28 protein-coding genes are annotated in these 23,018 nt (G+C 34.1%); 5 read left to right on the top strand and 23 right to left on the bottom strand.

All coding sequences use genetic code 11. The annotated features are described in order from the left end of the window. Positions 1 to 73 precede the first annotated feature (73 nt). A complete protein-coding gene (locus ACR1PO_RS15815) occupies positions 74 to 319 on the top strand; it encodes a helix-turn-helix transcriptional regulator (protein WP_433987385.1) in 246 nt (81 codons plus the stop codon). 58 nt (positions 320 to 377) lie between these two features. Here ACR1PO_RS15815 and ACR1PO_RS15810 read toward each other — a convergent pair whose 3' ends face one another. The 10 genes from ACR1PO_RS15810 to ACR1PO_RS15765 all read right to left on the bottom strand — a co-directional run bounded on the left by ACR1PO_RS15810 (position 378) and on the right by ACR1PO_RS15765 (position 9,420). Beyond that, positions 378 to 929, bottom strand: a complete 552-nt coding sequence (locus ACR1PO_RS15810) for a glycoside hydrolase family 19 protein (RefSeq protein ID WP_433987384.1) — start codon at positions 927 to 929, stop codon at positions 378 to 380. A gap of 114 nt (positions 930 to 1,043) precedes the next feature. Beyond that, on the bottom strand, positions 1,044 to 1,616 hold the full coding sequence (locus ACR1PO_RS15805; protein ID WP_433987383.1) for a hypothetical protein: 573 nt from the start codon (positions 1,614 to 1,616) through the stop codon (positions 1,044 to 1,046). Further along, on the bottom strand, positions 1,579 to 2,136 hold the full coding sequence (locus tag ACR1PO_RS15800; protein ID WP_433987382.1) for a hypothetical protein: 558 nt from the start codon (positions 2,134 to 2,136) through the stop codon (positions 1,579 to 1,581). The genes ACR1PO_RS15805 and ACR1PO_RS15800 overlap by 38 nt, the downstream gene beginning before the upstream one ends. Positions 2,137 to 2,154: 18 nt before the next feature. After that, positions 2,155 to 4,023 carry an SGNH/GDSL hydrolase family protein gene (locus ACR1PO_RS15795; protein WP_433987381.1) on the bottom strand — a complete coding sequence of 623 codons (1,869 nt, stop codon included), beginning with the start codon at positions 4,021 to 4,023 and terminating at the stop codon, positions 2,155 to 2,157. Further along, positions 4,010 to 4,603, bottom strand: coding sequence for a DUF6712 family protein (locus ACR1PO_RS15790; RefSeq protein WP_433987380.1), 594 nt, complete (start codon positions 4,601 to 4,603; stop codon positions 4,010 to 4,012). Before ACR1PO_RS15790 ends, ACR1PO_RS15795 begins: the two co-directional genes overlap by 14 nt. Beyond that, a complete protein-coding gene (locus ACR1PO_RS15785) occupies positions 4,578 to 5,975 on the bottom strand; it encodes a hypothetical protein (protein ID WP_433987379.1) in 1,398 nt (465 codons plus the stop codon). The genes ACR1PO_RS15790 and ACR1PO_RS15785 overlap by 26 nt, the downstream gene beginning before the upstream one ends. Continuing rightward, positions 5,975 to 6,475, bottom strand: a complete 501-nt coding sequence (locus ACR1PO_RS15780) for a hypothetical protein (RefSeq protein WP_433987378.1) — start codon at positions 6,473 to 6,475, stop codon at positions 5,975 to 5,977. Before ACR1PO_RS15780 ends, ACR1PO_RS15785 begins: the two co-directional genes overlap by 1 nt. A gap of 58 nt (positions 6,476 to 6,533) precedes the next feature. Further along, positions 6,534 to 7,139 carry a hypothetical protein gene (locus ACR1PO_RS15775; RefSeq protein WP_433987377.1) on the bottom strand — a complete coding sequence of 202 codons (606 nt, stop codon included), beginning with the start codon at positions 7,137 to 7,139 and terminating at the stop codon, positions 6,534 to 6,536. Between the two features lie 10 nt (positions 7,140 to 7,149). Further along, complete coding sequence (locus ACR1PO_RS15770; RefSeq protein ID WP_433987376.1) at positions 7,150 to 8,253, bottom strand: hypothetical protein; 1,104 nt, start codon at positions 8,251 to 8,253, stop codon at positions 7,150 to 7,152. Continuing rightward, positions 8,254 to 9,420 carry a Clp protease ClpP gene (locus ACR1PO_RS15765; RefSeq protein ID WP_433987375.1) on the bottom strand — a complete coding sequence of 389 codons (1,167 nt, stop codon included), beginning with the start codon at positions 9,418 to 9,420 and terminating at the stop codon, positions 8,254 to 8,256. A 250-nt stretch (positions 9,421 to 9,670) separates the two neighbouring features. Here ACR1PO_RS15765 and ACR1PO_RS15760 point away from each other — a divergent pair, with 250 nt between their 5' ends. The 4 genes from ACR1PO_RS15760 to ACR1PO_RS15745 all read left to right on the top strand — a co-directional run bounded on the left by ACR1PO_RS15760 (position 9,671) and on the right by ACR1PO_RS15745 (position 10,977). Next, positions 9,671 to 9,811: a hypothetical protein gene (locus tag ACR1PO_RS15760; protein ID WP_433987374.1), complete on the top strand. Its 141-nt coding sequence runs from the start codon at positions 9,671 to 9,673 to the stop codon at positions 9,809 to 9,811. Continuing rightward, on the top strand, positions 9,808 to 9,963 hold the full coding sequence (locus ACR1PO_RS15755; protein ID WP_433987373.1) for a hypothetical protein: 156 nt from the start codon (positions 9,808 to 9,810) through the stop codon (positions 9,961 to 9,963). Before ACR1PO_RS15760 ends, ACR1PO_RS15755 begins: the two co-directional genes overlap by 4 nt. An 18-nt stretch (positions 9,964 to 9,981) precedes the next feature. Further along, positions 9,982 to 10,299 (top strand): hypothetical protein, encoded by a 318-nt coding sequence (locus tag ACR1PO_RS15750; RefSeq protein ID WP_433987372.1) that lies wholly within the window; start codon positions 9,982 to 9,984, stop codon positions 10,297 to 10,299. A 72-nt stretch (positions 10,300 to 10,371) separates the two neighbouring features. After that, positions 10,372 to 10,977, top strand: coding sequence for a hypothetical protein (locus tag ACR1PO_RS15745; protein ID WP_433987371.1), 606 nt, complete (start codon positions 10,372 to 10,374; stop codon positions 10,975 to 10,977). Between the two features lie 301 nt (positions 10,978 to 11,278). Here ACR1PO_RS15745 and ACR1PO_RS15740 read toward each other — a convergent pair whose 3' ends face one another. From ACR1PO_RS15740 to ACR1PO_RS15680, 13 genes are read right to left on the bottom strand one after another with little or no spacing between them, the layout of a single operon-like run. Continuing rightward, a complete protein-coding gene (locus tag ACR1PO_RS15740; protein ID WP_433987370.1) occupies positions 11,279 to 11,512 on the bottom strand; it encodes a hypothetical protein in 234 nt (77 codons plus the stop codon). Further along, positions 11,500 to 11,817: a hypothetical protein gene (locus ACR1PO_RS15735; protein WP_433987369.1), complete on the bottom strand. Its 318-nt coding sequence runs from the start codon at positions 11,815 to 11,817 to the stop codon at positions 11,500 to 11,502. Before ACR1PO_RS15735 ends, ACR1PO_RS15740 begins: the two co-directional genes overlap by 13 nt. 3 nt (positions 11,818 to 11,820) lie before the next feature. Further along, a complete protein-coding gene (locus tag ACR1PO_RS15730) occupies positions 11,821 to 15,603 on the bottom strand; it encodes a phage tail tape measure protein (protein WP_433987368.1) in 3,783 nt (1,260 codons plus the stop codon). 26 nt (positions 15,604 to 15,629) lie between these two features. After that, on the bottom strand, positions 15,630 to 16,031 hold the full coding sequence (locus ACR1PO_RS15725; RefSeq protein WP_433987367.1) for a hypothetical protein: 402 nt from the start codon (positions 16,029 to 16,031) through the stop codon (positions 15,630 to 15,632). Beyond that, positions 16,028 to 17,848 (bottom strand): hypothetical protein, encoded by a 1,821-nt coding sequence (locus ACR1PO_RS15720; protein WP_433987366.1) that lies wholly within the window; start codon positions 17,846 to 17,848, stop codon positions 16,028 to 16,030. The genes ACR1PO_RS15725 and ACR1PO_RS15720 overlap by 4 nt, the downstream gene beginning before the upstream one ends. Then, positions 17,845 to 18,750, bottom strand: coding sequence for a hypothetical protein (locus tag ACR1PO_RS15715; protein ID WP_433987365.1), 906 nt, complete (start codon positions 18,748 to 18,750; stop codon positions 17,845 to 17,847). The genes ACR1PO_RS15720 and ACR1PO_RS15715 overlap by 4 nt, the downstream gene beginning before the upstream one ends. A 7-nt stretch (positions 18,751 to 18,757) precedes the next feature. Then, entirely contained in the window at positions 18,758 to 19,093 is a 336-nt protein-coding gene (locus tag ACR1PO_RS15710) for a hypothetical protein (RefSeq protein ID WP_433987364.1), read from the bottom strand. Then, a complete protein-coding gene (locus ACR1PO_RS15705) occupies positions 19,090 to 19,551 on the bottom strand; it encodes a hypothetical protein (RefSeq protein WP_433987363.1) in 462 nt (153 codons plus the stop codon). Before ACR1PO_RS15705 ends, ACR1PO_RS15710 begins: the two co-directional genes overlap by 4 nt. Positions 19,552 to 19,553: 2 nt before the next feature. Continuing rightward, positions 19,554 to 20,042 carry a hypothetical protein gene (locus ACR1PO_RS15700; RefSeq protein WP_433987362.1) on the bottom strand — a complete coding sequence of 163 codons (489 nt, stop codon included), beginning with the start codon at positions 20,040 to 20,042 and terminating at the stop codon, positions 19,554 to 19,556. Further along, the gene (locus ACR1PO_RS15695) at positions 20,042 to 20,560 is read right to left on the bottom strand and encodes a hypothetical protein (RefSeq protein WP_433987361.1); all 519 of its coding nucleotides are present in this window, start codon (positions 20,558 to 20,560) and stop codon (positions 20,042 to 20,044) included. Before ACR1PO_RS15695 ends, ACR1PO_RS15700 begins: the two co-directional genes overlap by 1 nt. Continuing rightward, positions 20,538 to 21,911 (bottom strand): phage terminase large subunit, encoded by a 1,374-nt coding sequence (locus tag ACR1PO_RS15690; RefSeq protein ID WP_433987360.1) that lies wholly within the window; start codon positions 21,909 to 21,911, stop codon positions 20,538 to 20,540. The genes ACR1PO_RS15695 and ACR1PO_RS15690 overlap by 23 nt, the downstream gene beginning before the upstream one ends. After that, complete coding sequence (locus ACR1PO_RS15685) at positions 21,908 to 22,447, bottom strand: terminase small subunit (RefSeq protein WP_433987359.1); 540 nt, start codon at positions 22,445 to 22,447, stop codon at positions 21,908 to 21,910. The genes ACR1PO_RS15690 and ACR1PO_RS15685 overlap by 4 nt, the downstream gene beginning before the upstream one ends. A gap of 1 nt (position 22,448) precedes the next feature. Next, the gene (locus tag ACR1PO_RS15680) at positions 22,449 to 22,784 is read right to left on the bottom strand and encodes a hypothetical protein (protein WP_433987358.1); all 336 of its coding nucleotides are present in this window, start codon (positions 22,782 to 22,784) and stop codon (positions 22,449 to 22,451) included. Positions 22,785 to 23,018 lie beyond the last annotated feature (234 nt).

Raw genomic sequence — 23,018 nt, 5'->3', positions numbered from 1 at the left:
TTTGTTGTATACAACAAATTGTTATACTCAAATATTACAACTATTTGTTATATTTGTTCTCATAATCATCTATATGAAATTGCTTATTGCGGAATTGCAGATAAAGAAAAACATCTCTAATGTTAGACTGGCTGAACTTTTAAATGTAAGTGATCAACAAATAACTAACTATAGAAATGGTAGCCGTAAACCAACATTTGATAAACTGGTTAAAATGACGGAAGTATTTAATTGCGAAATACATGAATTATTTGAAACCTCTGATCATTTTTATCACGATTACAGAGAAGGTATTTGGCATGGAATAAAAGAAAAATAAAATCGCCCTCCTTAATTGGAGGCTTTCCTATTTAAAAACGGTATTGTAGTACTTCAGCTTATTTCGCCACTAAAAGAATCCTTTCAAACTCTTTAGCATAATTTGCGATCAGATCCATCCGATCGGTTCCGTTAATACATCTTCTGGCGTTTTTATAATCATTTTCTTTGTTGTTGATATAATCAAAAATCTTTTTTCCGGTGAAAACACCGTTTCTAAATCCATCAACTAAAATATACCAAGACACTTCCGGAATCATAGTTTTGTCTGGGTTGTTTACCAAATCAACATCAAGCTTTTTAGAATATGCAGCATAATTTGTCTGCCAGGTTATCTGGACGTACCCACGGCCGTAATATGGGTAATATCTTAAGTTTCTTTTTCTCCAATCCTCTGAAGCCTTTGGCGCCTCTCTTACTGGATGAAATGTAGCTCCAGTCTCGTGGTATACAGTTGCGAATATATATGCCCATTGTGGGACTGAAAACATTGCAATATCTCTTTCATAAAACGACAAAAACAAATCAATGTCCTTGACTTCTTGGCTGCTGATAGATTTATCAGGGTCTAAAGTTTTTCTGTACTCGTCAAAAAATATTTTCCTGTTCATCTTGTTCATTTTTTTTGTTCTCCAAATTCTTTCTAATACGAATCAATTCGTTTAAGATCGCAACGAGCCCAAAATTAGTACCCGCTAAAATCATTATAAGCCCGAAGTTTTCCATTACTTTCTTTTTACATATTTATAAATTCCAAATATTATAATTGCCACGACTCCAAAAACAGCCAGGACAATCCACATTCCGGTCTGAAAACCTTTTGATTTTATGTCATTGGTTTTCTTCTCTACTTCAGAAGCTACTTTTTTTATAGTTTCTTTAGAAACCGCAGTTTTGGCCAGATCCTGAATAATGTTTGTTTTTTCCTCACTGGAAGATTCTTTTTTGTTCTCTGTTGATTTTCGGTAGCTATTGTTTATGTAGTAATCAGCGGTTCCACGAATAACTATACTTTGCAAGGTATCTCCGGAGACAACATTGTGAAAGATCAGTGGGTTTAAAGTGTCTGATTTTCCTTTTATAACAATGTCCCCGGAAAAATCTTGAATCTGCTTTTTTACTGTCTGATCAGAAACTTTCTTTGTCGACTCCTTTACCGTCTTTTCTTTCACTGAATCCAGTTTTAATCGCTCAATCTCCGTTCGTCCTTCCTTGGAATAGAAAGACGTTTTATGCTTGGTCCTACATGCAAGTAGTAAACTACTCAGGAGTATTATTATCAGTATTCTTGCTTTCATCTTCCTTTTGTTTAAATACATTGACATCAAGTGTTTTATTGAATTTCTCAAACTTCATTAAAAAACCTAATGGTGGAAATTTACCATTAGTAATAATGCCCATATTAATTGCCGCGTTTCCGGCAGGAAATAAAAATATTGCCAACTTGGATATTACTTTGAAATATATACTATCCATTTCCCCTTCTGAAATTATCTGTAGAATAGCCTCTGTAAAAAAATAGGCTATTGTTATTATTGCCATTTTTAAAGTGAAACCTAACAGCATTTTTTTAAATGAAAAACTGTGTAATTTCAAATGCTTTATAATACCAATAATCAAATCACCTAATAACCCTCCAGTTAAAAGAATAATAAAAAACTGAGCATCTACATACCACCCTGCAAATCTTTCAGAAAGAGACAATCCAACAGCCGGAACTGCTGCAAGCTTTAAGGATGAAAATATTTTACTATATACCGGTCCCGAATGAATCGAAATTAGATTTTTTACGATAAAATTTACTATTGGATTTCCCATTTCATTTATGAATTAAATTTATGCGACTAAAGTTTTCAACCATCCGGCAAATATTCTTGACCATATAGCATGACCTTCTTTTGTCGGATGAACCCCATCAGTTATCAACGGATTATACATGTCCGTATACCCTGTTTCGGTTCCCTGAAGAGTTCTAAATTCTTCAGGCGTTAGGCCACTTAAATTGTAAGCATCAAAACATGGGATTGAATAGTATGCGCAAACTTCTTTCATAGCTGCTACATAATTTGACATTTTAAGCCCATTATATGTAGAATCTGGATAAATACGTATTGGTGTAATTCCAACTATTAAAATATCCTTTGCAAGAGCCAGATTTTGACTGTAAACATATTTATTTAAAAGACCTTGAATTAAAACATGCAGGGCTCCGTAATATGTTGTTTTAACCCTATCTGTCATAACCCCAAGATTTGAAATATTACGAAGGTCATTTGTGCCTCCCATAAAGGTTACGACTTTAGCATCAGAAGCCATTGAAGAGAAACGGTCAACCATTGGATCACGTGTAATTGTATCTCCTGCTGTAACCTCCCCTAATGTACTGCCTGAAATACCTTTATTTTCCCATGTCATACCAAGAAGAGCTGCTGCCTGCTTGGCATAAGAATCCAATTGTCCCGGATAACCCGTATAATTTCTTGGAATATACCCGTAAGTGATGGAATCTCCAATACTAGACATTTTTTTGTTTGTAAACCATGAAACAACCTTGGAAGCATTCTTCTTAATAATAGCCTGTTGCTGTTCAAACTTACTTACAGTTTTGTTTTGAAGTGTATATTTGAATGCATCTACTTCCGCCTGAGTTATTATGGTTGTAGCATTCGTTTTTGACCAAACTAGCCTAATTTGGTTTGCTGTTGATGTATTAATTGTAAAATCAGGTGATGTGCCATATGTTCCAGTATAAACTCCATCTTTATAATAAAAAACACGGGAAATAACATATCCTGCATCCTGAGTTAAAGAATGCGCTCCATTTAATACTGATATTTTTTCAGTACGGATTCTTATATCATTTGGAGAATCCCCACCCGTTCCAACATCTATTCCCCCAAGTTCTTTATAAATTCCGTCTCCTAAATTAATAATCAGTGAATTATAATCGTTAGTAACCTTTACTGAATTGTTTGAATTGTCAACAACTGTTTTAAATGTCGTATCTACTGCAGAATAGCAATTAATTTTTAATGCATCTAACTCCGCCTGTGTTACAGTTTGTGTGTTAGTAGTATGATACAATGAAAATTTAAATTTAACCGCATTTCCGGGAATCGTAGGTACAAACACTTTCCCATTAATAATCTGCGTGCCTAAATAGGCATTATTTACATCGTAATAAAATATGTTTTGAAACAACATATCTCCGATTAATTCCAATTGCGAAGCGTAATTTATATCTAAATATGAAATTGTTCTACCTCTTGTTGTTGATCCTGTAGGGACACCCGGCGAACCAGTCAATGCTATTGCTCCAACTTCTAATGGTGGATTAATATAGTTCTTGAATGTACTATTTAAGGATAGGTCTGGAAGTCGATCTTCTGACTTTGTCCATACAGAGCCTTTTTTATAGAATAAAGTACTGTATCTATCCCTCGCTTTTAAATTTCCTGCATTTGGATAGTTTGTGCCTGGATCAGCTGATGAAACAGAAGGCTTATAAGTCCCGTCCTCTGTTGGCTCAGGATCTGAAGGTGAAAGTATACCCTTAAAATCTGATTCAACCATTGCTGGAACAGCATTCAATCCATCAATTATTTCAAGCAACGACTTTTTTACAGTATTAAATTCGGAAGCAAAATGCTTGTCTCCAAATGCCTTATTTGGCATGTCTTGTATCGGTTTTTTATCTATCGCCATAATTCCACTTCGTTATATTTTTCCCGATAGGGTTTCTGTTTTGAATATCATTATTTACACTCTGTGATCCGCAACCACAATTTTTACATTCAAAGTGAATGCAGTCATTTATTAGTTCTTCATCTTTTATCGTACACAAATAATCTTTTACCATTTCAAGGTATATATCCGCATTTCGATAATGTTCATTCATGATGGATTTAAGTTCGTTAATTGGTGTAGGTACGCTATCTTGATTAATTTTCTGAACTACTCCTACTGCAGTATCAATGTACCCATGTCTGAATATGTAAGCGGCATAACTTGCATGTATCAGCACTCGTTTTAAACCGAAATGAATCATTTGTTTTCCTGAGCATACATATTCAGAGCCACACCATATTTTTTTTATCAATTCATTTCCCGGATTTGCAGATATTTTGCTAACCAAGCAGTAGCCTATTTTAGGAATTAGCCACAGGTTTGTTTGCTCACGAATGAATACACATAGCTGCTCCCAATTGCAATGTTTTGCAACTTGTCCAATACATTCAAAATCTGATTTTTGGATTAAATTATCCTCCAGGCTGCATGTTATCATCGGTATTTTCTTTAGGTTGTCCTATCATTTTTTCAGCTAAATCGGCATTAATTCCATAAATTTCTTTAATGATCTCAATTGCTGATTCTCTTTCTGTATATCCTTCGCTAACGCTTTTCTGTAACTCAATAAGAGCTGACACTCCTCCTACTGATCCTTTTAATTCAGCTTGTGATTTAAGTCTTAATTCCTCTCCTACATCACTAGAAACTTCTTCTTCGATAATTGGAATGATCTTAAATTCAGCATTGAAAATCTTTTTAAATAGATCTTCTAATTCATATCTGATAAATGCTGTTTCAGAATTATAAACTTTGGTTGCTTGCTTTATAGCCTCTCCGGAATTGCCAAAAATACCCCCATCTTTATCATTAATTAAAATCTTAGGTATCTGAAGATAGCAACTTCTAATATTGTCCTTAATATCTTCTAAAACCTCTTTGAATTTTTTGGGATCATAAGACGACTTAACAGTTTCAATAGCTATGGTGCTTTTAATATTTTCAACCTGATATGGTGTATTAATATGATAAACACCCCCTGCGTTCTCAGTTCCTAACCACCCGTAAAAATCTTTTTGGAATTGCTCTTCTGAATCAGCATCTAATCCGTTGGTAATTAGAATAGTCTTATCAATGAACCCTAATCGAATATTATTGTTGTGATACAAACTCATTCTAAATTCAGAATCAGCGTCATTCATACCCTGGGCATTGAGCCAACCATGAGAATACTGCTTATTTTTATCGTCTAAAGAATAATACAATACCTGTCCACGGTAATTACTTATCTGATCTTTAATATTACTTTTTGGGCTGTCTTTTTCCCTTTGATTTTTAATGCTTCCAGGATTATAAGGATAAAACCATTTACTTTTTTTATTCTTCCTTTCAGAGAAAAAACTAAATCTTTTTTCTACTTTAGACCAATCTTTATAAACAATAATACCCTCATTCCCGTAATCGTCTTCTTTAACTTTACGGCATTTTTTATACTCAAGTACATCGAAGTAATTTACTTTTCCCTCAATATCATAGTTTAGATGTATATATACAGCCTTATGTGTTTTTAAAGAGGAAACAACGTCTAATAAACACCTATTTAAAGTTATTGTTTTTTTATTTCTAGTGTTAATTTCTGCTGCGAAATTTTTCTCAAAACCTTTGCCGAAGATGAAATTACCTAGCTTATTTGAACAGCTAATGGCAGTAACCGAATTACGCTCGATAGCCTCTAACCTATCAGGGTACAGGTTATCTACATCATTAAGATATATATCATAATCACACTCTTTACGTTGCGGGATTAATCGATTATAAATCTCAACAAATTTTGCTGTAAACTTTGCTAAATTATCTTCTGCTTTCTGCATTAGTTTTGTTTTTTTCTTCTTCTTTTAGGTTTTTCAACCTCAACCACTTCATCAACCACAACACCTTCTGTCATTGGCAATTCGTTCAGCTCTTTTTTTTTATAATCATCCTCAATAATCGCATCCTCTGTTGTTTTTTCTAACGACACAGGCAGTACATAAAAAAGATCTTTCGCATCTGGTTTTAATTCTAAATACCGAATCCAATCTTCATCAGATGAATTGCTCGACCATACGTCACCGTATAGGTACTTTAATGTTCCACGATCTTTTAGAACATATGTTTTATTGTTATTTTCTGCTTTCTTTTCCATAGGAATAATGTTATTGTTTAAAACTTGATTTCTCCATTGACTGAAATGGTTATTGAACTGACACCCAAAACAGCCTTGCGGTAATTCGCCCCAGTCTTCAATGAGAAATTGTTTGTAAGCATTAAAAAGGAGCGGTGTGTTCCTAACCGCATCCGCTCCTTTATTTATTAATTCTAATCTATCCATGACTAACTTAATAGGTAATCAAAAGTGTAATTGAAGAAGGGAGTGTCCCCACCCCCATTTAGTTTCCCAGGGAGTTGAAGAATGCTAATGTGGTTGTATAATCCGTTAGTAGTAGCCTTAATGGTGGGTCCTTTTCCAGATTAGGTTCTCTTGAAGCTAATGGAATAATAGAATTACCGTTATTTTCGTTAGAATTCCACGTGAATTCACCAATTTTTAACCCGTTGTCAAAGCCGTACACCCAAAACGCATCCTTATTATCGGTTCCCTTATCTCTCTGATGAACAATTGCCACTACTTCAGCCCCAACCGCTAACGCTTTCAGGTTACACACAGTGTCAATGGTCATTCCTTGACTGAATAAGTTAACAGTGTGGGTGAATAAATCAGCGTAATCTCCAATAGTCAGGTTATAAGCAGCTGAAAGAAGCTGTTTAGAGGGAATCCCTTCAAAGGTTACGGCCTTTAATGTTGTAGGGTCTCCCGCATAAGCTGTAATAGAATGTTGACACGCTGGTACCAAAGCTCTTTGGATAGTAAAATCCGATAGATTTGCTAAAATATCATCCCTGTTAATCAGCTTTATTGTTTGTTCTAATCCTCCTGTGGCCTTGTTGTCACAATTGAATAGTGAATTGTTTATAATTTTTGCACAATTTGCCATATCCTCCTTATTAAATTGCTATAATGAAATTTTTGTCAAAAGTTGCCTGAACATCAATGTTAGTTTTAACTCTGATATGAAGCTTTTCTGTAACCGGGTCGTATATTCTCTTCATTTGTTTGAATGCATTCATGTCACATGTACCTACTGAAATCTCAGTATCATAAGTAAGCAATGCTCTATGAGGTTTGTCATACACAGTTGCAGTAGGTCCGGCAATAAACTTAATCAGCTCAGTCCATTCATGTTCGATCTGAATAGGTACTCCCATGTAATTAAGATTCTCTAATGAATACTTTGACCCTGTCACGCCGTCAGTAGGTGAGAAACAGCAATTAATTTCTTTATTCTCTTGTAACCAGTTCAGATAATTCAATGCTAGTTCTTGAGTCGCTCTGATCTTAAGCCCTGGCTTAGTCATCATAAATGGCCTGTTAGTCAGCATCAGAGAATACATTTGTTTGAAATACTTATAACCCGCATCTGCTGGCAAAGTCATTTGTGCGGCAATATCTGCTCCTGCATTTTCGGTAATCGTTACTCTTTGCTGGGCTGCTAAAACAGGATCTGTAAGAATTCCCAGTAATTTCAAGAAGATATTATCAATCCCCGCAAAATCGGTATTGGTGTTATCTTTATAATCGAAATATGTAATCCTCCACTGTGAATCGTTTACCGCTTTCATAGTTTGATCTACTACGAATTGATAAAACGCACTGTCAAATTCTGTTTCAGGATCTGATTGGCATTTAAGCATCCAGAATGCTCTGAAGTTCTTAGTAATTTGTGCGTCATTCCAACAGAATTCTAATGAACAGTCATAGTTATGAGGCGACCAAACTTTTTTAGTAGGTTCAGAAGACAGCGTACATGAGTTCCACGAACATCCTGTATCACTTGACTTTTTTAAGAACCCCCAGTTTTTAGGTTGCTCCCATGCGATAATTGGAGTGTTATGCTCGATCCCAGTTTGAATGTAGTGCTTCTGAGCAAAATCAGAAGTTTCAACAGTCTCCTGGAAAATCATATTATTGATATTCAATTCTCTTGCTTGTGCAAGATCACATGAAGCATCAATTAAATCTTGAATATTAAAATCGTATGCTAATGCCATTTACTTTGTGTTTTTTAGTTTGAAATTTTCGAATCTGTTTGTTTTCACAGAGGGTTGCACGTTGTTTGGAGTAGCCTGAGGCTCATTTTCCATTCCGGCGCCGTATTCCCCAACAATACTTTTGAGACTATTGAAAGTCGCTTCAAAATCAGTTACTTTGTTAAGCTTTTCTTTTAAACCGTCAATAGTGAAGTTTTGTGCTTCAACTGTGCTTTTCAAATTCTTGTTTTCAGTGATTAAACCCTCAAGTTTTTCATTGATAGAATTAAGCGTCACAGAGTCGATTCCTCCTTCTTTTTCCTCAATCTCAGTTACTTTACCGCTTTCGAACTTATAAGTAGATCCGTCAGCCATATTCACTGTTCCACTCGCATTTTTGCCGTTGATAGTTGCAGCATCGCCAACCTTCGGCTTTTCTCCTTCATTTAGCTCAGCAAATACAACCTCTTCATTTTTATCAGTGTACAGCATCGCATTTTTAGAAGGAACTTTCTCATTAAACAAGTTTTTAATCTTGTTAAAAAATGAATTCTCTTCTTGCGTCATTTTATTATTTATTGAATTATTTCTGCTTTCTTTATTCCTTGAAATGATAGAATTAAAGATCATGGAGTTTTGAACGGCTTGCACATTTTCAAGCTCTGAGTAAAATCCATATTTCATGCACTCTTCTATTGTAAGATCACGGTCCTCACTCATGAATTGCAAAGCTTCTTCTTTTGAAATCTCTGTATCTTCGGCGTAACATTCTGCAATCTCATTATCGACAATATCCAGAGCTTCAAAAATCTTTTTAGCCTCATTTTTGTCACCTGTAACCATCCATGACCAAGCATTGTGAACAAACGGCTTTAAAAACTTACTTCCAGTTCTCTTGTCTTTGTCTCCTGCCAAAAGAATAATAACCCCGGAAGAAGCACAGTATCCGTCTACTCTTGTTCTAATGGAAATGCCTTTTTCGGCTTTGGTTCTTTTTAGTAAGTTTCTGATTGCAAAAGCAGTAGTGGTATCACCGCCATAAGTATGAATGTTAACGATAAGTTCATCAGAAGGCTGGAAAACAATTGAACTTATAGAATCTCTCAAATCCTTTAAGTCATATTCGCTACCATCATTCAGCCATTTGAACGGAACTATATCTCCGTAAATAAAAATCTCGTGCTTCATTAAAATCCAATCTACCTAATACAAAGTTTCACTTATTTTTTTGTAAATTTGTGTAAACACAATTCGCAGTAAAACAATCGTTTATAGCTATTAATAAAGCAATTACGGATTTTAGCGAATTATTTATTTCGCACCGACTATGATATTAATGTTCTTTATTCTTTGTTTTTGTTTCTATTGGTTACTAAATGCCTTATTTGGAAAGAAAAAAAGCCAGGTAAATCCCTATATTGATACGCATCAAAAAAAGATGGTAGACGATAAGATGTATGATGAATATTTAGAGTTCTGTAAAATGAATGGAGAATTGCCAATGGAGAAATCCGGGTTTCATGAATTGAGAATGAAGGAGGAAAAAATGAAAGAAAAAATAAATAATGCAATAAGATGATGGATATTGAACATCCTAAACCTGTAGAACAACCGACACGTGCTGAATTAATAAGAGTTTTAAAATTGGTCAAAAAACAGAACGCTGTGTTGTTGGAAAAGCTTACTTATTTAAAGGAAAGGTTAGAACGTTTAGACAGAAATACATATTAACTTAAAAATGTAATAGTTATGGGATGTAATAATATTTTATTTTACGATAAGCCTTATATTGAGAAAGATATAAGAAGTGAATTATATAATTTATTATTTAGCAATGAATATCCATCTTATAATATTAGGCAGATTGAAAATATTGAATCAAACGGTTTTTTTGTTGAAAGTATATCGTTAAATGGTCCTACATTTGTTTTCGTAGATGCTGGTGAAGATATAGGCGAAATTCAATATGTTCATAAAACAAAATGGAAAAACCAAATAAAAATAGATTTTAGACACAACAGATCAAACATGAAATTTATTTTAGTTTTAGATTATTTAAAAAAATAGCTAAGTAACAATTACGGTTTCCCGCAAAACCCATATCAAAAATATTTGCTTTCTTTGTGGAAAATTATAATCATGAAAAAAATATTCTTATTAAGTGCCTTTATGTTTTCTTGTATAAGTTATGCTCAAGAAGTTTTATCAACATATACAATGAGTTACTTTCCGGGTGAAAAGTATGAAATACAGGCTGATAATCCTACCGAAAAAAAAGCCAGAGTTTATTTTGGCACATCGCCTAAAGATAATATTGTAAAAAAAATTGACATTTTAATTCCTATTTCCGACTTAGATAAATTTAAATCAGATTTAACTAAATGTAAGGAAGTATATTCAAATTGGAAAAAAACCGCAATAGAAAACAAAGTTACTGACCTTGATAAAGATATTGATGTTAAATTTAGCAGATATGATATTGCTTTTCTTTATGGGTCAAAATGGAATTTTGATTTTTCAAAAACTATTATTCCTAGATTCAAAATAATTAATGGTAAGTATTTATTCATTCTGAGTAACGAATATGAGTTAACTTCTAGCAGTAACAAATTTATGACCACTAAGGGATTTTACTTGGTTTTTAATGATGAACAGGAATTTGATCAAGTTATTAATAATTTAGATGTCAATAAGATTGATGACCTTTTTAAATCAAAAAAGAAAACAGATGAATTATTTAAGTAGTATCGTTATCACTTCTCTACTATTATTATCTTGTAACTCTGCTGACGAACCCGGGCAATGTCAATGTACTGAACAAAAATACCAAAGAAAGGTTGTAAGTACTGTTGGATCAACTACCACGCCTTCTGATATAATATCTAAGGAAGAATGGAGTAAAACCGGCAACCCATATAGTGCAGGTGAAAAAAGATGTAACGATGTTGATTACATAAGATCAGGAGAAAGCACCAATTTTCATCTTATACCTGGCACTAATAATGTTTATTACTACGAAATTGAATATAGAACTACTTGTAGATAGCTAAATAGCCCTTTTCATAGTCTGCAAGGCTTTTTCTACAGTTCTAACTGTTACTTTGCAAAATACAGCAACAACTTTTTTACGTTCAGTACATGAATCTATGTGTTTTTGATTTTCATACTGCTCATAAATAGAAAGATAATCCAGTGCGGTTTCAATATTTTTGATTCCGCACTTGTTTAATTTATAGAATAAACTTCTGTTATTCTGAACTGCTTCCTTTACTGTTCCCATCTTCTGCACTTCTTTACTGACTGTCTTAATTTATATGATAAAATACATCCGCAATCCCCGCAAGTTTTACCGGAAAGTTCCGGGATTTGCTTGTCCTCAACTCGTAATTCAGGGATTGGTTCGTCAATACTAAATTTACAACTTTTACAGTGATTTTCAAGTCTTTTATTAGCTAATTCTAGGGCTTTTTTGTTTCCTGTTTTAAAATTTAATAACCCTACCGCTACTGCTTTAGTATCTCTGATAATATTAATTTCCTCTTGTTTATTTAAGCTTTCGCAAAACCTTTTAAATTCCTCCTTCATATCTTAAAAATTTGCTCCGTTTTGAATTTCTCTGTTATTTGACAATTCGACAATACCCATTTGGCTTCCCGCAAGCGTTCCCTGCATTGAGCCTTCTAATACAGCTTCTCCTACTATTTGTCTCATTGCATCCATATCAATTACTGACTTAAAATTATTTTGGACCGTCGATAAACTACTTAAATTTCCAAGGATTCCGCCAGACGCAAATTTAACTCCACCGCCTATCTGGTTTATTTGCGATAATAAACCTCGATACATCGCAGAACTACGCTTATTGATAATAACTTCACCGCCTTCCGCTTCAATCATACCGTCAGGTGTTTTAATTTGAATTCCACCATTAGCATGAGAAGGACCTATCAACATCCCATTGGCTGCCTTAGCTGTTTTTTTGGGGGCAAATGATGTTACGGCTGAACTTATACCAGCTATTCCAGCTGCTGCTCCTCCTGTATCTACACCTTGTATTTTTGCTACTTGTGCTAAACCTGCCGCAATGGTTGTTCCCATCAATATATAACTATACGGTGCTGGATAATCTTTTAAAGCTCTAACAGATCCGGCAATTGTATCGATCGTTGCAGCAGCTACAGCTAATGTTTTACCTGCTTCTGTCTGCTCTCCTGCAACTTTAGCCATTCCTAATGCTACTGATGATGCAAGCCCCCATTTTGAAAGTTCTTTATCCTGAGATATTTTAACATCTTTATTTGCATAATCTTGCTGAATAATATTTAAATTAGAAAGTAAATTTTCTAGGTTCGTCTTCTTAATTTCATCTTGTTCTAATGCCAATTGATTTTCTACTTCTCTTCTTTGAGCTTCTATTTCAGCGTTTATGTCGTAATTTTCTTGGTCTAATTGCCTTTTTAATTCATTTTCTTCTAGGAAACTTGTTAACCTTTGCTCGGTCTGTTGGTTTAACTGTGCTTTTTGTAATTCAAATTCAGTAGCTCCATTTGTTTCAAGGTCTGCTAATTGCTTCTGAAACTCTAATGCTCTAGCTAAATTCGAGGCCTGCGTCTTTTCTTCTAAAAATTTTTTATCAAGTTCTTTTCTTTTATCATTGGCTTCGTTGTTTAAAATTAACTCTTTGGTAGCGTACTCTTTAGTGATAATTACTTTTTGGGCTTCAAGGTTTTCCTTTTGCGCTATTTCTTGTTGAGAAAAGCCTTTTATCGCTTCAATCTGATCATTAAGTGACTGAATTTTTTGTTGCTTCTCTAGTTCATTAGCGATTTGTGACTTCTCTCTTACGCTCTCAAGATACCTTTGCATTTCATTTACCTTTTCCTGTGTAAGTCTTTTGTCAGATTTCAGTTTTTCAGCATTCATTGCAATATACTCTGCAAGTTCTGCCTGAGTAGCTTGTATTGCAATGTTGGCCCTCTCTTTGGCATTTGCTAAATCCTGCTTAGCCGCAGCCTCTAATGCCGCTTCTGCTTTTTTCCTTGCCGCTTCTTCTTCTCTTTGTTGCTTCTCTAAAATCTTTTGTCTTTCTGCTGCTGCTTTTGCTGCCGCATCTGCTGAAGCTCCTGTATCTTTGTCATTTCCCTTTAATTTTGGTGTAGTACTTGAAACTTGTTCTACATCATTCTTTTTGCTTCTATTTAACGCAATTATCTTTTCAGCCTCCTTTCTCGCTTCAGCTAGCTCTTTCGAAATAGAAATGTTTTTTAATCGATTTAGTGCAGCGGTAAAGTCAAGATTTTTCAAATCATTGGCAATGTCTATTACTTGACCTATTAAGCTTTTTGCTGTTATCGTGAAAGTTGTAATAAGTATTCTACTACCTTCGATAACGGATGTAAAAGTTCGAATAGTAGATGTAATTATTAATATTACACCCTTTAATAAGTTTATTGGATTTATCGCTTGCATTATACTTTTAATCCAAGACCCTGTTTTATCTGTATTTATCCCTAAAGCATCAGATATATCTTTGAAAACATCACCTAATGATTCAAATGCCTTCATAACAGCCTTTCCTTGATTTGCTAAATCATCCATGACTTTATTAACAGACTCAGAGACACCGGTTATTTTATCGAACCATAAAACTGCATCAACTATGCCCCCTACCAGTTGAACAAATACTGTTTTGATTCTTGTCCATGCAAGTTCGAATCCTTTTGTGAAATTTATAATCTGATCTGATTTAAAAGCTTCTGTTTTTGCTTTCTCTAAATTAGATGTTTCATTTGTTAATGTAGTTGTTGCTGCTTCTACTTGGCTTAATGACATTGCCTCTTTGTTATTTGCAAGATTTACAGCTTCAATAATTTTCACTAGACCTCCCGCATCTTCTCCGGCTCCTTTGAAAACATCTGCGTTTAATTGCGCGATTTGTTGGGTATTTAACCCTACTTTCTGAGCCTGAGTAGCTATTTGATCAACCGCATCCTTTATCGTTATAGATCCATTTCTTATTCCTTTTAGTAAATCATCAGAAAATGATTGTCCAAATGCATTTACTAAAGCATCCCTAGTAGCTTTAGTTTGTTCATTTAAAGACAAACCCGCTTCTTTAATTGCATCTGGCAACTTATCGGTATAAATATCTAAGTCGATACCTGCATTAAGTAAGTTTAAAAATTCTTCAGCTGAATATCCATTTTGTGCAAAAAGAACACCGTATTCTTTTATACTATCTCCAAACTCTGAATTCATAGCCCCGCCCTTTGCAAGTCCCTTAGAATACAGGTCGAATGCTTGTTTTGATGTGAGCCCAAAATCAGTCATTAATGAACCCATTTCCTGAATACCATCAGTGAACTCTTTCCCAAAAACAGCTTCAATAGCTGTTGCGTATTCTCTTAATCTATCTACTACAGTGCCTGTAAGATTTGTTAAACCTTCTATTTCTTTGTTCAGCTTCGCAACCTCCGAGTTATACTCAAAAACAGCCTTCATACCTTGAACAAATCCAACCGCAACTGCTGCTAATGCCGCAGCCAGCGCAAGAAGAGGATTTGTTAATATAGCTGTCCATAGTTCTGCTAAAGCTGTTTTAACTGAGCCTATAGAACCTCTTATAGCCTGGAAACCACCAATAATATTTCCTGACATCAATTGTCCAAATCCTGCACCTAACTCACCGAACGCCTCTTTAATACTTTCCGCATAATTCCCAACATTTCGCCTATTGTCTCCCGTTGCCCTATCAAGCTCAAGTAATTGATCATGAAGCTCTCTAGCCCTAGACCCTGCCTCTTGCCATTGTTGTGAAACGTTACGGTACTCTTCTGTATTTTCTTTCCCTTCGCGTTCAAGCTGTCTCATTTGAGCGCCAAGATTATTTGCCTCTATTCTAATAGCTGCTAATTGTTGAGACATTTCCCGATAAGCTCCTTCGTTACCTTGAACTTCGGTTCTTCCTGATCTAAGAAGGGTGTTTAACTCCCTATTTTCGTCATTAACATTACGCAGGTCAGTTCTATACGATACCAATTGCAACTGTTGCTCTCTTTCAACGGCAATCAAACGTGATAATTCAACTTCAGATTCCCGGATAACATCGGTAGTGAGACCAACAATGTAATTATATTGTTGCTGAGTGATAATACCTTGGGCTAATTCTTCATTGGCCGTTTCAATTGCTTTATTACCCTCGGTAATAATCCCGGCCATTAACTTTGCCTGATCCTGGTATTCTTTAATCGCCTTACGGGTGTCTCTAATTTCTCCGTTTAAAAGGTCTATTTTAGTTTGATTTTGGGCTATTTTTTCCTCAAGAAGCCTGGAATCAATATCAAACTGTGCTAAAACTATTCTTTCTGCCATAATCCTCCTTCATTTTTTTTTATTGCCTACAATAGTGTTTTTAAATATTCTATTTTTGCGACCGTTTCTTGCCTTACACTACTTTTCAAATTTGTTTTTAATTTGCTTACCAAATGTTCTATTTGAGATTCTATCGTGACACAATTAGCTTTTTCGCCTACTAATATTGTTTGCTCATCGTTCTCACGAATAAAAATATCGATTAAAATTCCATTATGGACACTGTAAGCCCTTTCACCATTCGTCCCATCAATTACCCTTACATCAAATACTTTTTTGATTTCTTCCAAGTTTGGAACGGTAACATCAATATCATTGATAGTTTCTAATTTACCCTGAATAAACAGTGATGTGCCACCTACAAATTTTAATCCAGTTACCTTCGATAGGTTTTGTATTATTAATGATATATCCCTTATATTACTCATGATCTAAAGTCTTTAATTCTTACTAATTCTGCTGTTGTTTTGGAATCATCAAATGAAATTTTATTAATAAAGCAGTATTGTTGGAGCTGATCAAAGTACAATACTTTAGTTAAATCCAAATTCAATAGTTTTGGGTAAGGAACATTTAAAGTAACATTCCAAATAATAGATTGGTTGATAACGTTTTTGAAATCTTTATAATATTTCCCAATGATATATCCCATCGTAAGATCTCTGAACTCCCCAAATTTTATGATAGAGTTTGTTTGTTCTAAATCTTGAATGTCAGAACCAATAACAACAGATTCGTTAACTTTATTCATTCTGAGATAGAAATATCTCTTTGATAGAGGTTTATATTTAAGCTCTGTAGATCCATCTTGCGGCTCCTTTTCGTACAGCTTGTAAATAGATGCTTTTTGCGTCAAAGAGCTATTGACATAAAAATCTGAAAGCCGTTCTTTTTCTACAGAATATGTTATAGAAGTAAATACGGTTTTCTCTTCATCAAGATTCTTATTGTCTATTACTAAAGCGCCATCAGACTGGTTATCCTCCTGATCATTATATTTATATTTAAATAAGTTATTTTGAGCATATGATGAGCCAAATTTATAAGTTTCATTATCTATACTTATTAAATAATTTGACCAATCTTCAGTTTCTGAATTCTTAAAACGCTTCTCATTGGTCAAATATTCAATACTTCTATTAACATTGTCTATATTTGGTGTTAAACCTAAAAAATTATAAACATCCTTTAAAAGATCAGTAACTTTAAGATCTTTGAATTCTTCAGTAAATGAAACATCTTCAAGCTTCCTAATTTTAAGATGCATTGATGCAGAACCATTCCAATCAGACTGAATATCATAAAATAATTCAATTACATCATTTTCATTTAGTTCCATTTGTGGAGCTAAATTCATTTGTATACCATTGATTGTTGCATAGAAATTATATGATAAACTCCCAAGACCTGAAGGGACAGGTTCGTTTAAACCCGCTATTCCATCTGCCAAAATATTATATATCCCTTTTTCTAATATTTTTACACCATTTGATCCTCCATTATTAAAGGTAAATCCAAAAGATCCTTCAGCGCCTGGTGGAGAAAAAGAAATGCCTGTTTTTGTTTCATCAAAATATATGGTAGAGCCATCATCTTCAGGTGCCTTTGGGTAAGAAATCCACCAATTTATATAATCGTCAAATGTCATAAATTCTCCACTGAATGTATATCCAGCCTTAGTATGTATTTTCTCAAATAAGTATGAAACCAATACACTTGGCACTACGAAATCAATATTAACGACATTACTATTAGACTTTCTATGAGTTATTCCATTGAAGTCGGCAAACAGATATGTGTATTTTAATGTATCATCGTTTTGTGTATTGATAACAGTTGTTAAGTTTTTATTATGGTTGATTTCAGTTAGCTCTGCTGCGAGATAATCTCCAATCGTTTTGTTTTCAAAGATTTTAAAAAATTCAATTATACCGGAATAGATTGATACACTATATTCATCATCTGTTGATGTGATCTGAACCCACGCCTGAGTTAGAAAATCAAAACCTTCTATTTTAAGTAAAGCATCAGGCTTTAAATAGGGTATATTTGACGTATTGGAATGTATACCCAAACCACCAAGCGCTTTAACGTTTTTAGGTGTTTTGGGTAATTTAAATGAATTGGTGTAAGATGCCTGACGGTCTTTAACTTCCGCAACATCATTAATCTGCAGTGTATGTTTTATTTCCGTATCCTGATATAGATCAAGAGATACCCCATCAACCCATAATTCAATTATCATAACTTAATCGTTCTAAAAGTTGGCAATGTAAATGTCGCTTTGTTCTCATAGGCATTTTCATAATTATTGTACACTGATGTATTATCATCTAACTTAAGCAAAGACCATTTAGAATCATTATCATTACCTTCAGGATTATACATTAGAACATGCAGACTACTTATTAGCTCTTCAAAATTCGACTGAATTTTTTCTTCCGTGTAAACATTAAAAGTTATGGTTTTAGTTTCTTCATATCCGATATTTTGAAAATTGTCTTTTCTTAATCGGTCTGTAATTCTGCTTACTATTTTATCAGGTTTTGTTTTGGTTGAAACTTCGTATCTATCGAAATAGAAATACTCATAACCTCCAATTGAATTCAAATACTTTAAAACTTTACCATCACATGCTTTTCTTTCTTCCTGCATAGTTTCTTTACTATACGTACTGTCTTCAACTAATGTTCCTGAACTTATCTTTAAAGGGCCGCTTAAGGCAGTCCATGAATTACCTCCTGAAATCCAGAAATCATTCACCAAGAAATCGCCATCATTCAAGTACCATTCTTTTTGCCCTTGCTTATTTCTACCACCTCTGATGAAGTATTTCGTAATAGTTGAAACTTCATCAGGTAATGTTGTATTCTTAAACTTTGCAGTAATCTTAATCTGAAAGTTTTGAAGGCTATTATAAACAATATGGTTAGGTTCCGGCATTAATGCTCGAATCGGGAAACACACATTGAAAAAACAATCGTTATCCGGACTCGCTGAACACTCAAAGCCTTTTAATTCTTCTCCTGTAGTTAGGTTCTTAAATTCCAAAATAATTTTTGAAACCACTTCCGTAAAACCATTTATCTTAACCCAAATATCATTCTGGGTGAGATAGTAATTATTTTCTAATCCATTTATTGTCATATAGTTTTTATTTTTTTAAACACATACACGTTACTACAAATGCAAAAACAAAAACCCCTAATAAAAATGTTTTTATTTCTGATTTATCTAACTTCCCATATTGTATCCTTCTTGGCTCCTGTGGAGATGGAATACGCTCAGGAGTTCTAATTATTGATTTTGGTAGTACTAAATCATAAGTTGGAATAAGTATTTCACCATTGGAATATCGTTCCCATATACTTTTCTTTTTTGATGGTGGAGGAGGAGCATTTCTGTGTGGAGGAATATTGCAACATCTACCATTTATATTAACTGGGTTGCCTTTAATAATTTTTTCCGGGTCAATCTTTATCTTTTTCATCCCCCTAATTGTCTTATTAATTGCTCTTGAATTCTTGGTGTTGCATATTGCCTTAACTTCATATTGACAAAGTTTATAGTATCTTGTTCTTCAAGTACCTCAAGCAAGTTACTTCCTCCTTTTTCATACCATGTTGTTCCTTCTTCTTTTATCTTTCTCTGAACTCTTGTCGCTACACTTGCTGCAACATTGTCACTTAATTTAAATTTAGCCTTTGCCCATCGTTTCAGATCAGGCAGAGGTACTGTAGTCGGTTCTTGCCCTTTTACAAGTTGTTCGGTATAATCTAATCCCATTATCAACCCTTTTCCTGGCTCAGCCTCACCACCGACGTTTTTAAGCCAGTCACCTGTTGCATTCATTCCAAGTTCATTAAATCTAGGTATGAGAAACTTTTCTACTACCTCTTCCATTACGGAAGCTATTTCCTCAACTGTTAAATATTCCGTTGCTACCATAATCAATAATTATATTGTCCTTTAATTAGCCATCCATCATAGTTAGAATCTTGGTAGTTTATCTTTTGAATTGCTGTAAATTCAGAAGGTTGATATAAGCCATTATCGTCACAAAGTATTTCAAGGAAATCACAACCGAGACAATCTTTTATAGAATTTAATATTGTCCACTTTGATTCTTCTTTTTCTTGGTCGGAATTACCTAGCTCATTATAAAACTGTATGTCTAATCGGCTAGGGATACCAATAAATCCTTCAAAACTCGTGAAGCAATATTGTTTACTAGTGAAACCATTAATGTCAGGCGTATATCTAGTACCGAATTTTATATTAAACAACCCAACATAAATACAACATTCAGCCTCCTCGACCCCTTGAAACATATTGAATAGATCAGGGCGCCCAGCTCCTACAAACTTCCAGCAGTTACCGCATTTACTTTCTTCATTCCACCCGGTTATCAGATTTTCAAATTGCTTGATTATGTTCATTACTTCTTATTTTTAATTATTTCATTGTAATCTCGCTGAATTACCGAATCAATCCCATCTCCTTTCAATTTTATATACATCAATTCAAACTCTATATCTCCTAAACTTTTCCACTCTCTAGGATCATTTGTTATTGCGCGATAAATTGCGAATTCACCTAATTCATTCATTCTATCCGCTCCTGCTGCTATCATATCCGGGTTATTTACTGAAGGTATATTGTTCAGAAGGTTGGAACATTTTAAAATCTCTTGTTCTAGCCACTTCATGAACTTCATAGTTTCATTAGCAGGCAATTGTAAAACTTCTTCAAACGTTTTGTTAATTATTAATCCTACCGCTTCTAATACTTTACCTTCTTTATACAAATCAAAACATTGATAAATTTTTGTAAAAGATACCTTGAAAATATTACCCACATTAAATGTATCTTCTGCGGGTATTAATTCATATACTGCTTTAAAAACAGATTCATTCTGCAGTATCGTTTCTAAACTATCCCCTTGTCCTTGCGCCACCTGAACTAATTTTTATCGTTTTTCCTTTCTTAGTTATATAATACCCTCCAGCATCATTTGTATGATCATATCCCTCTTTTTTATCAGGCTCACCATTTTTATACTTTTGCTTTTTAAGTGATTCTGAGTAAACCGGACATGTAAACCTGTTAACATAGTACTTTTTCTCCCTAAAAGCCGTGTTTACCTCATTAACCCTATCTCGTACTGCCGGATTACTAACACCTGTCCTGATCACATACTTATACTGTCTTATAATATCAAAGTCCGACTTTCCACTTGTTTTTCTATTCTGACCTGAAGCATCCGGATAAATAACAATACTATGTCCACCGTATAACTCTTTTATTTTTTCACACATACTAAACGTATCAAATATTCCGGTAAGTTCTGCAACTGCATAATCTGAATCTCCTTCATGTACATGAATAATAGCACTCATATTTGTTACGTTAAAGTCCATTCCGATATGCAGAACATCGTTTGGTTGAACTACTCTATCGCTATGGTTTTCTATATCGTCATAATCATTGTATACCGAATGACCACCTTTATCTGGAATTAAACCTAAAATTGTAGTACAGAAGTAGTGAAAATCATCTTCTAAATATTTCTCATATAGTTCTAGAGCGGTCTCGTTAAGATTTTGATAATTATTTATGAAAGTATTCTGAATAGAAAGATGATTCTTTCTTTTTGGAACTGCTAAATAATAAGGCTTATTGTTTTGTTTAACTATTTGCTCAACCTCACTCCTATTCTTTCGGCTATGTTTAAGAACTATTTCAGTTAATACCTCATTAGATACTTTTGTAAGTTTATAGTCTAACCAAATGTGATGATCTTTTTCAGGTGGGTTAAATGCCCTTAACACTCTAATATCTGCCCCTTTCTTTCTCAAAGACAATAAAAGCTTATCAAAATCTTCTTTTTCTACTTCATCTGCTTCTTCGATATAAATATCTGTTACTCCTGCCAGAGATTTTAAACTTGCCGTTTGATTACCTGAAGAAACTTTAAAACCTTTTGTTTTTATTGAGTTTCCATTTAGTAAATTTTTAGCACTATTATTTCCATGCTCATTATCGGTAATTTCAATTACCCCAGCTAAACTAACTCCGTGAAATTCTTCATATTCTGCAATACGGTCCTTAAGATCTTGCCAACATGAAGTATAAATCGTAGCGTGTGTCTGCCTTAGAAAGAACGCCCTTGAATTTTCCTTATGAAGCAAGTTATATAAGGCCCTTTGTGACATTGCGTAAGACCTTGCCCCTGCTCTTCCGCCCCATAAATCAGCGATGAAATAATCTTCAGTATATAGTGGGTAATATTCTTTTAAAACATTCATTTCTTGCTTGCGTCAACTACATTCCACTTAGGAGGTTCTTTCATTGATACAGTAGACTCTACTACATGTTCTTGTTTATCACTCCATCCCATATTTTTAAGACCAAATACAACTCCCGCAACCTTATCGCTCCATAAACCCTTTTCATAGTTATTTTCTACTTCTAACAAAGCTCTTTTTATCGGGTAAGTAAAACCGTCCTTTTTTGCATAATCATGTAAGGATTGACGACTTTCAAATCCTAAGAAAATTGCAAGTCCTGTCATTGTAGGTTCCTCTGGATCTCTGATCCATACTTTAGTAGGAGTTAATATCGTTGTGGTTACGGCATCTTTACCACTACCTTTTGTATTTGTTGTAATTATATCGTGAATCTCATACTCCCCTTTAATCCACTCAAAATATTCAAGAAGTTTTTCAGCGAGTTCTTCACCGTTTGAATATACAGGCGTTCTGCCAGGAGAAAACTTATTCCCCTCCGCAAACTTACCGTCCGGCATTCTCCCTTCATTCTCTTCACTCTTCTTCTTTGCCATTTCAAACTGATTTTAATCTAAATGTGTCTTTTCTGTTTTTATCCTGGTGGTTCTGAACATATCCTAGACTCAGCATTTTTTGAATATCCTTTTCATGAACATTTACAAATGGTTCTGCTTTATTATGCCCGCAGCAACATCCAAGCGTTTTGATTCCCAAACTCCAAAGTTCCTTAACCTCATCAATGATACAAGGATCAATGCATATTTTATCAGATAACCCTTCATTTAGCCTTGCTTGCTTATAACCATCCATATGTGGTGGAATATCGACCATAATTTGCTGGGCGAAGTTTTCCTCAGAACCAAAGTCTATATCTTTACAGTTACATGCCATAGAAAATTAGTTTAGTATTTATACTTGTCTCTCGATTCTTTGCATTCTTTCCAATATTGAATAATATCAGACGCGATTAAGTAGGGAGAAAATATAAAGTCCAAAATCACCAAATTGCTTCTACATGTGCTAAATGGCCTTGCCATTTCTTTCGAGCAATAAATAATCCCGCAGGTTATCCAAACTGTTAATAAAATTGTTAATATCATTACCATTCTTCTTTTATTTCAATAC

This window comes from Chryseobacterium amylolyticum (assembly GCF_051011775.1).
In the GTDB taxonomy this organism is placed as follows: Bacteria; Bacteroidota; Bacteroidia; order Flavobacteriales; family Weeksellaceae; genus Chryseobacterium.
This window is presented reverse-complemented; position numbering and strand designations above follow the sequence as displayed.

What these genes read in the sequence shown, in the direction of transcription:
- ACR1PO_RS15775 (WP_433987377.1), bottom strand. Translation starts at nt 7,139, where the DNA reads ATGGCAAATTGTGCAAAAATTATAAACAATTCACTATTCAATTGTGAC.
- ACR1PO_RS15740 (WP_433987370.1), bottom strand. Translation starts at nt 11,512, where the DNA reads ATGGGAACAGTAAAGGAAGCAGTTCAGAATAACAGAAGTTTATTCTAT.
- ACR1PO_RS15715 (WP_433987365.1), bottom strand. Translation starts at nt 18,750, where the DNA reads ATGACAATAAATGGATTAGAAAATAATTACTATCTCACCCAGAATGAT.
- ACR1PO_RS15735 (WP_433987369.1), bottom strand. Translation starts at nt 11,817, where the DNA reads ATGAAGGAGGAATTTAAAAGGTTTTGCGAAAGCTTAAATAAACAAGAG.
- ACR1PO_RS15745 (WP_433987371.1), top strand. Translation starts at nt 10,372, where the DNA reads ATGAAAAAAATATTCTTATTAAGTGCCTTTATGTTTTCTTGTATAAGT.
- ACR1PO_RS15790 (WP_433987380.1), bottom strand. Translation starts at nt 4,603, where the DNA reads ATGATAACATGCAGCCTGGAGGATAATTTAATCCAAAAATCAGATTTT.
- ACR1PO_RS15730 (WP_433987368.1), bottom strand. Translation starts at nt 15,603, where the DNA reads ATGGCAGAAAGAATAGTTTTAGCACAGTTTGATATTGATTCCAGGCTT.
- ACR1PO_RS15755 (WP_433987373.1), top strand. Translation starts at nt 9,808, where the DNA reads ATGATGGATATTGAACATCCTAAACCTGTAGAACAACCGACACGTGCT.
- ACR1PO_RS15725 (WP_433987367.1), bottom strand. Translation starts at nt 16,031, where the DNA reads ATGAGTAATATAAGGGATATATCATTAATAATACAAAACCTATCGAAG.
- ACR1PO_RS15680 (WP_433987358.1), bottom strand. Translation starts at nt 22,784, where the DNA reads ATGGCATGTAACTGTAAAGATATAGACTTTGGTTCTGAGGAAAACTTC.
- ACR1PO_RS15690 (WP_433987360.1), bottom strand. Translation starts at nt 21,911, where the DNA reads ATGAATGTTTTAAAAGAATATTACCCACTATATACTGAAGATTATTTC.
- ACR1PO_RS15785 (WP_433987379.1), bottom strand. Translation starts at nt 5,975, where the DNA reads ATGCAGAAAGCAGAAGATAATTTAGCAAAGTTTACAGCAAAATTTGTT.
- ACR1PO_RS15810 (WP_433987384.1), bottom strand. Translation starts at nt 929, where the DNA reads ATGAACAGGAAAATATTTTTTGACGAGTACAGAAAAACTTTAGACCCT.
- ACR1PO_RS15770 (WP_433987376.1), bottom strand. Translation starts at nt 8,253, where the DNA reads ATGGCATTAGCATACGATTTTAATATTCAAGATTTAATTGATGCTTCA.
- ACR1PO_RS15760 (WP_433987374.1), top strand. Translation starts at nt 9,671, where the DNA reads ATGGTAGACGATAAGATGTATGATGAATATTTAGAGTTCTGTAAAATG.
- ACR1PO_RS15720 (WP_433987366.1), bottom strand. Translation starts at nt 17,848, where the DNA reads ATGATAATTGAATTATGGGTTGATGGGGTATCTCTTGATCTATATCAG.
- ACR1PO_RS15750 (WP_433987372.1), top strand. Translation starts at nt 9,982, where the DNA reads ATGGGATGTAATAATATTTTATTTTACGATAAGCCTTATATTGAGAAA.
- ACR1PO_RS15805 (WP_433987383.1), bottom strand. Translation starts at nt 1,616, where the DNA reads ATGAAAGCAAGAATACTGATAATAATACTCCTGAGTAGTTTACTACTT.
- ACR1PO_RS15685 (WP_433987359.1), bottom strand. Translation starts at nt 22,447, where the DNA reads ATGGCAAAGAAGAAGAGTGAAGAGAATGAAGGGAGAATGCCGGACGGT.
- ACR1PO_RS15815 (WP_433987385.1), top strand. Translation starts at nt 74, where the DNA reads ATGAAATTGCTTATTGCGGAATTGCAGATAAAGAAAAACATCTCTAAT.
- ACR1PO_RS15705 (WP_433987363.1), bottom strand. Translation starts at nt 19,551, where the DNA reads ATGGTAGCAACGGAATATTTAACAGTTGAGGAAATAGCTTCCGTAATG.
- ACR1PO_RS15800 (WP_433987382.1), bottom strand. Translation starts at nt 2,136, where the DNA reads ATGGGAAATCCAATAGTAAATTTTATCGTAAAAAATCTAATTTCGATT.
- ACR1PO_RS15795 (WP_433987381.1), bottom strand. Translation starts at nt 4,023, where the DNA reads ATGGCGATAGATAAAAAACCGATACAAGACATGCCAAATAAGGCATTT.
- ACR1PO_RS15710 (WP_433987364.1), bottom strand. Translation starts at nt 19,093, where the DNA reads ATGAAAAAGATAAAGATTGACCCGGAAAAAATTATTAAAGGCAACCCA.
- ACR1PO_RS15780 (WP_433987378.1), bottom strand. Translation starts at nt 6,475, where the DNA reads ATGGATAGATTAGAATTAATAAATAAAGGAGCGGATGCGGTTAGGAAC.
- ACR1PO_RS15765 (WP_433987375.1), bottom strand. Translation starts at nt 9,420, where the DNA reads ATGAAGCACGAGATTTTTATTTACGGAGATATAGTTCCGTTCAAATGG.
- ACR1PO_RS15700 (WP_433987362.1), bottom strand. Translation starts at nt 20,042, where the DNA reads ATGAACATAATCAAGCAATTTGAAAATCTGATAACCGGGTGGAATGAA.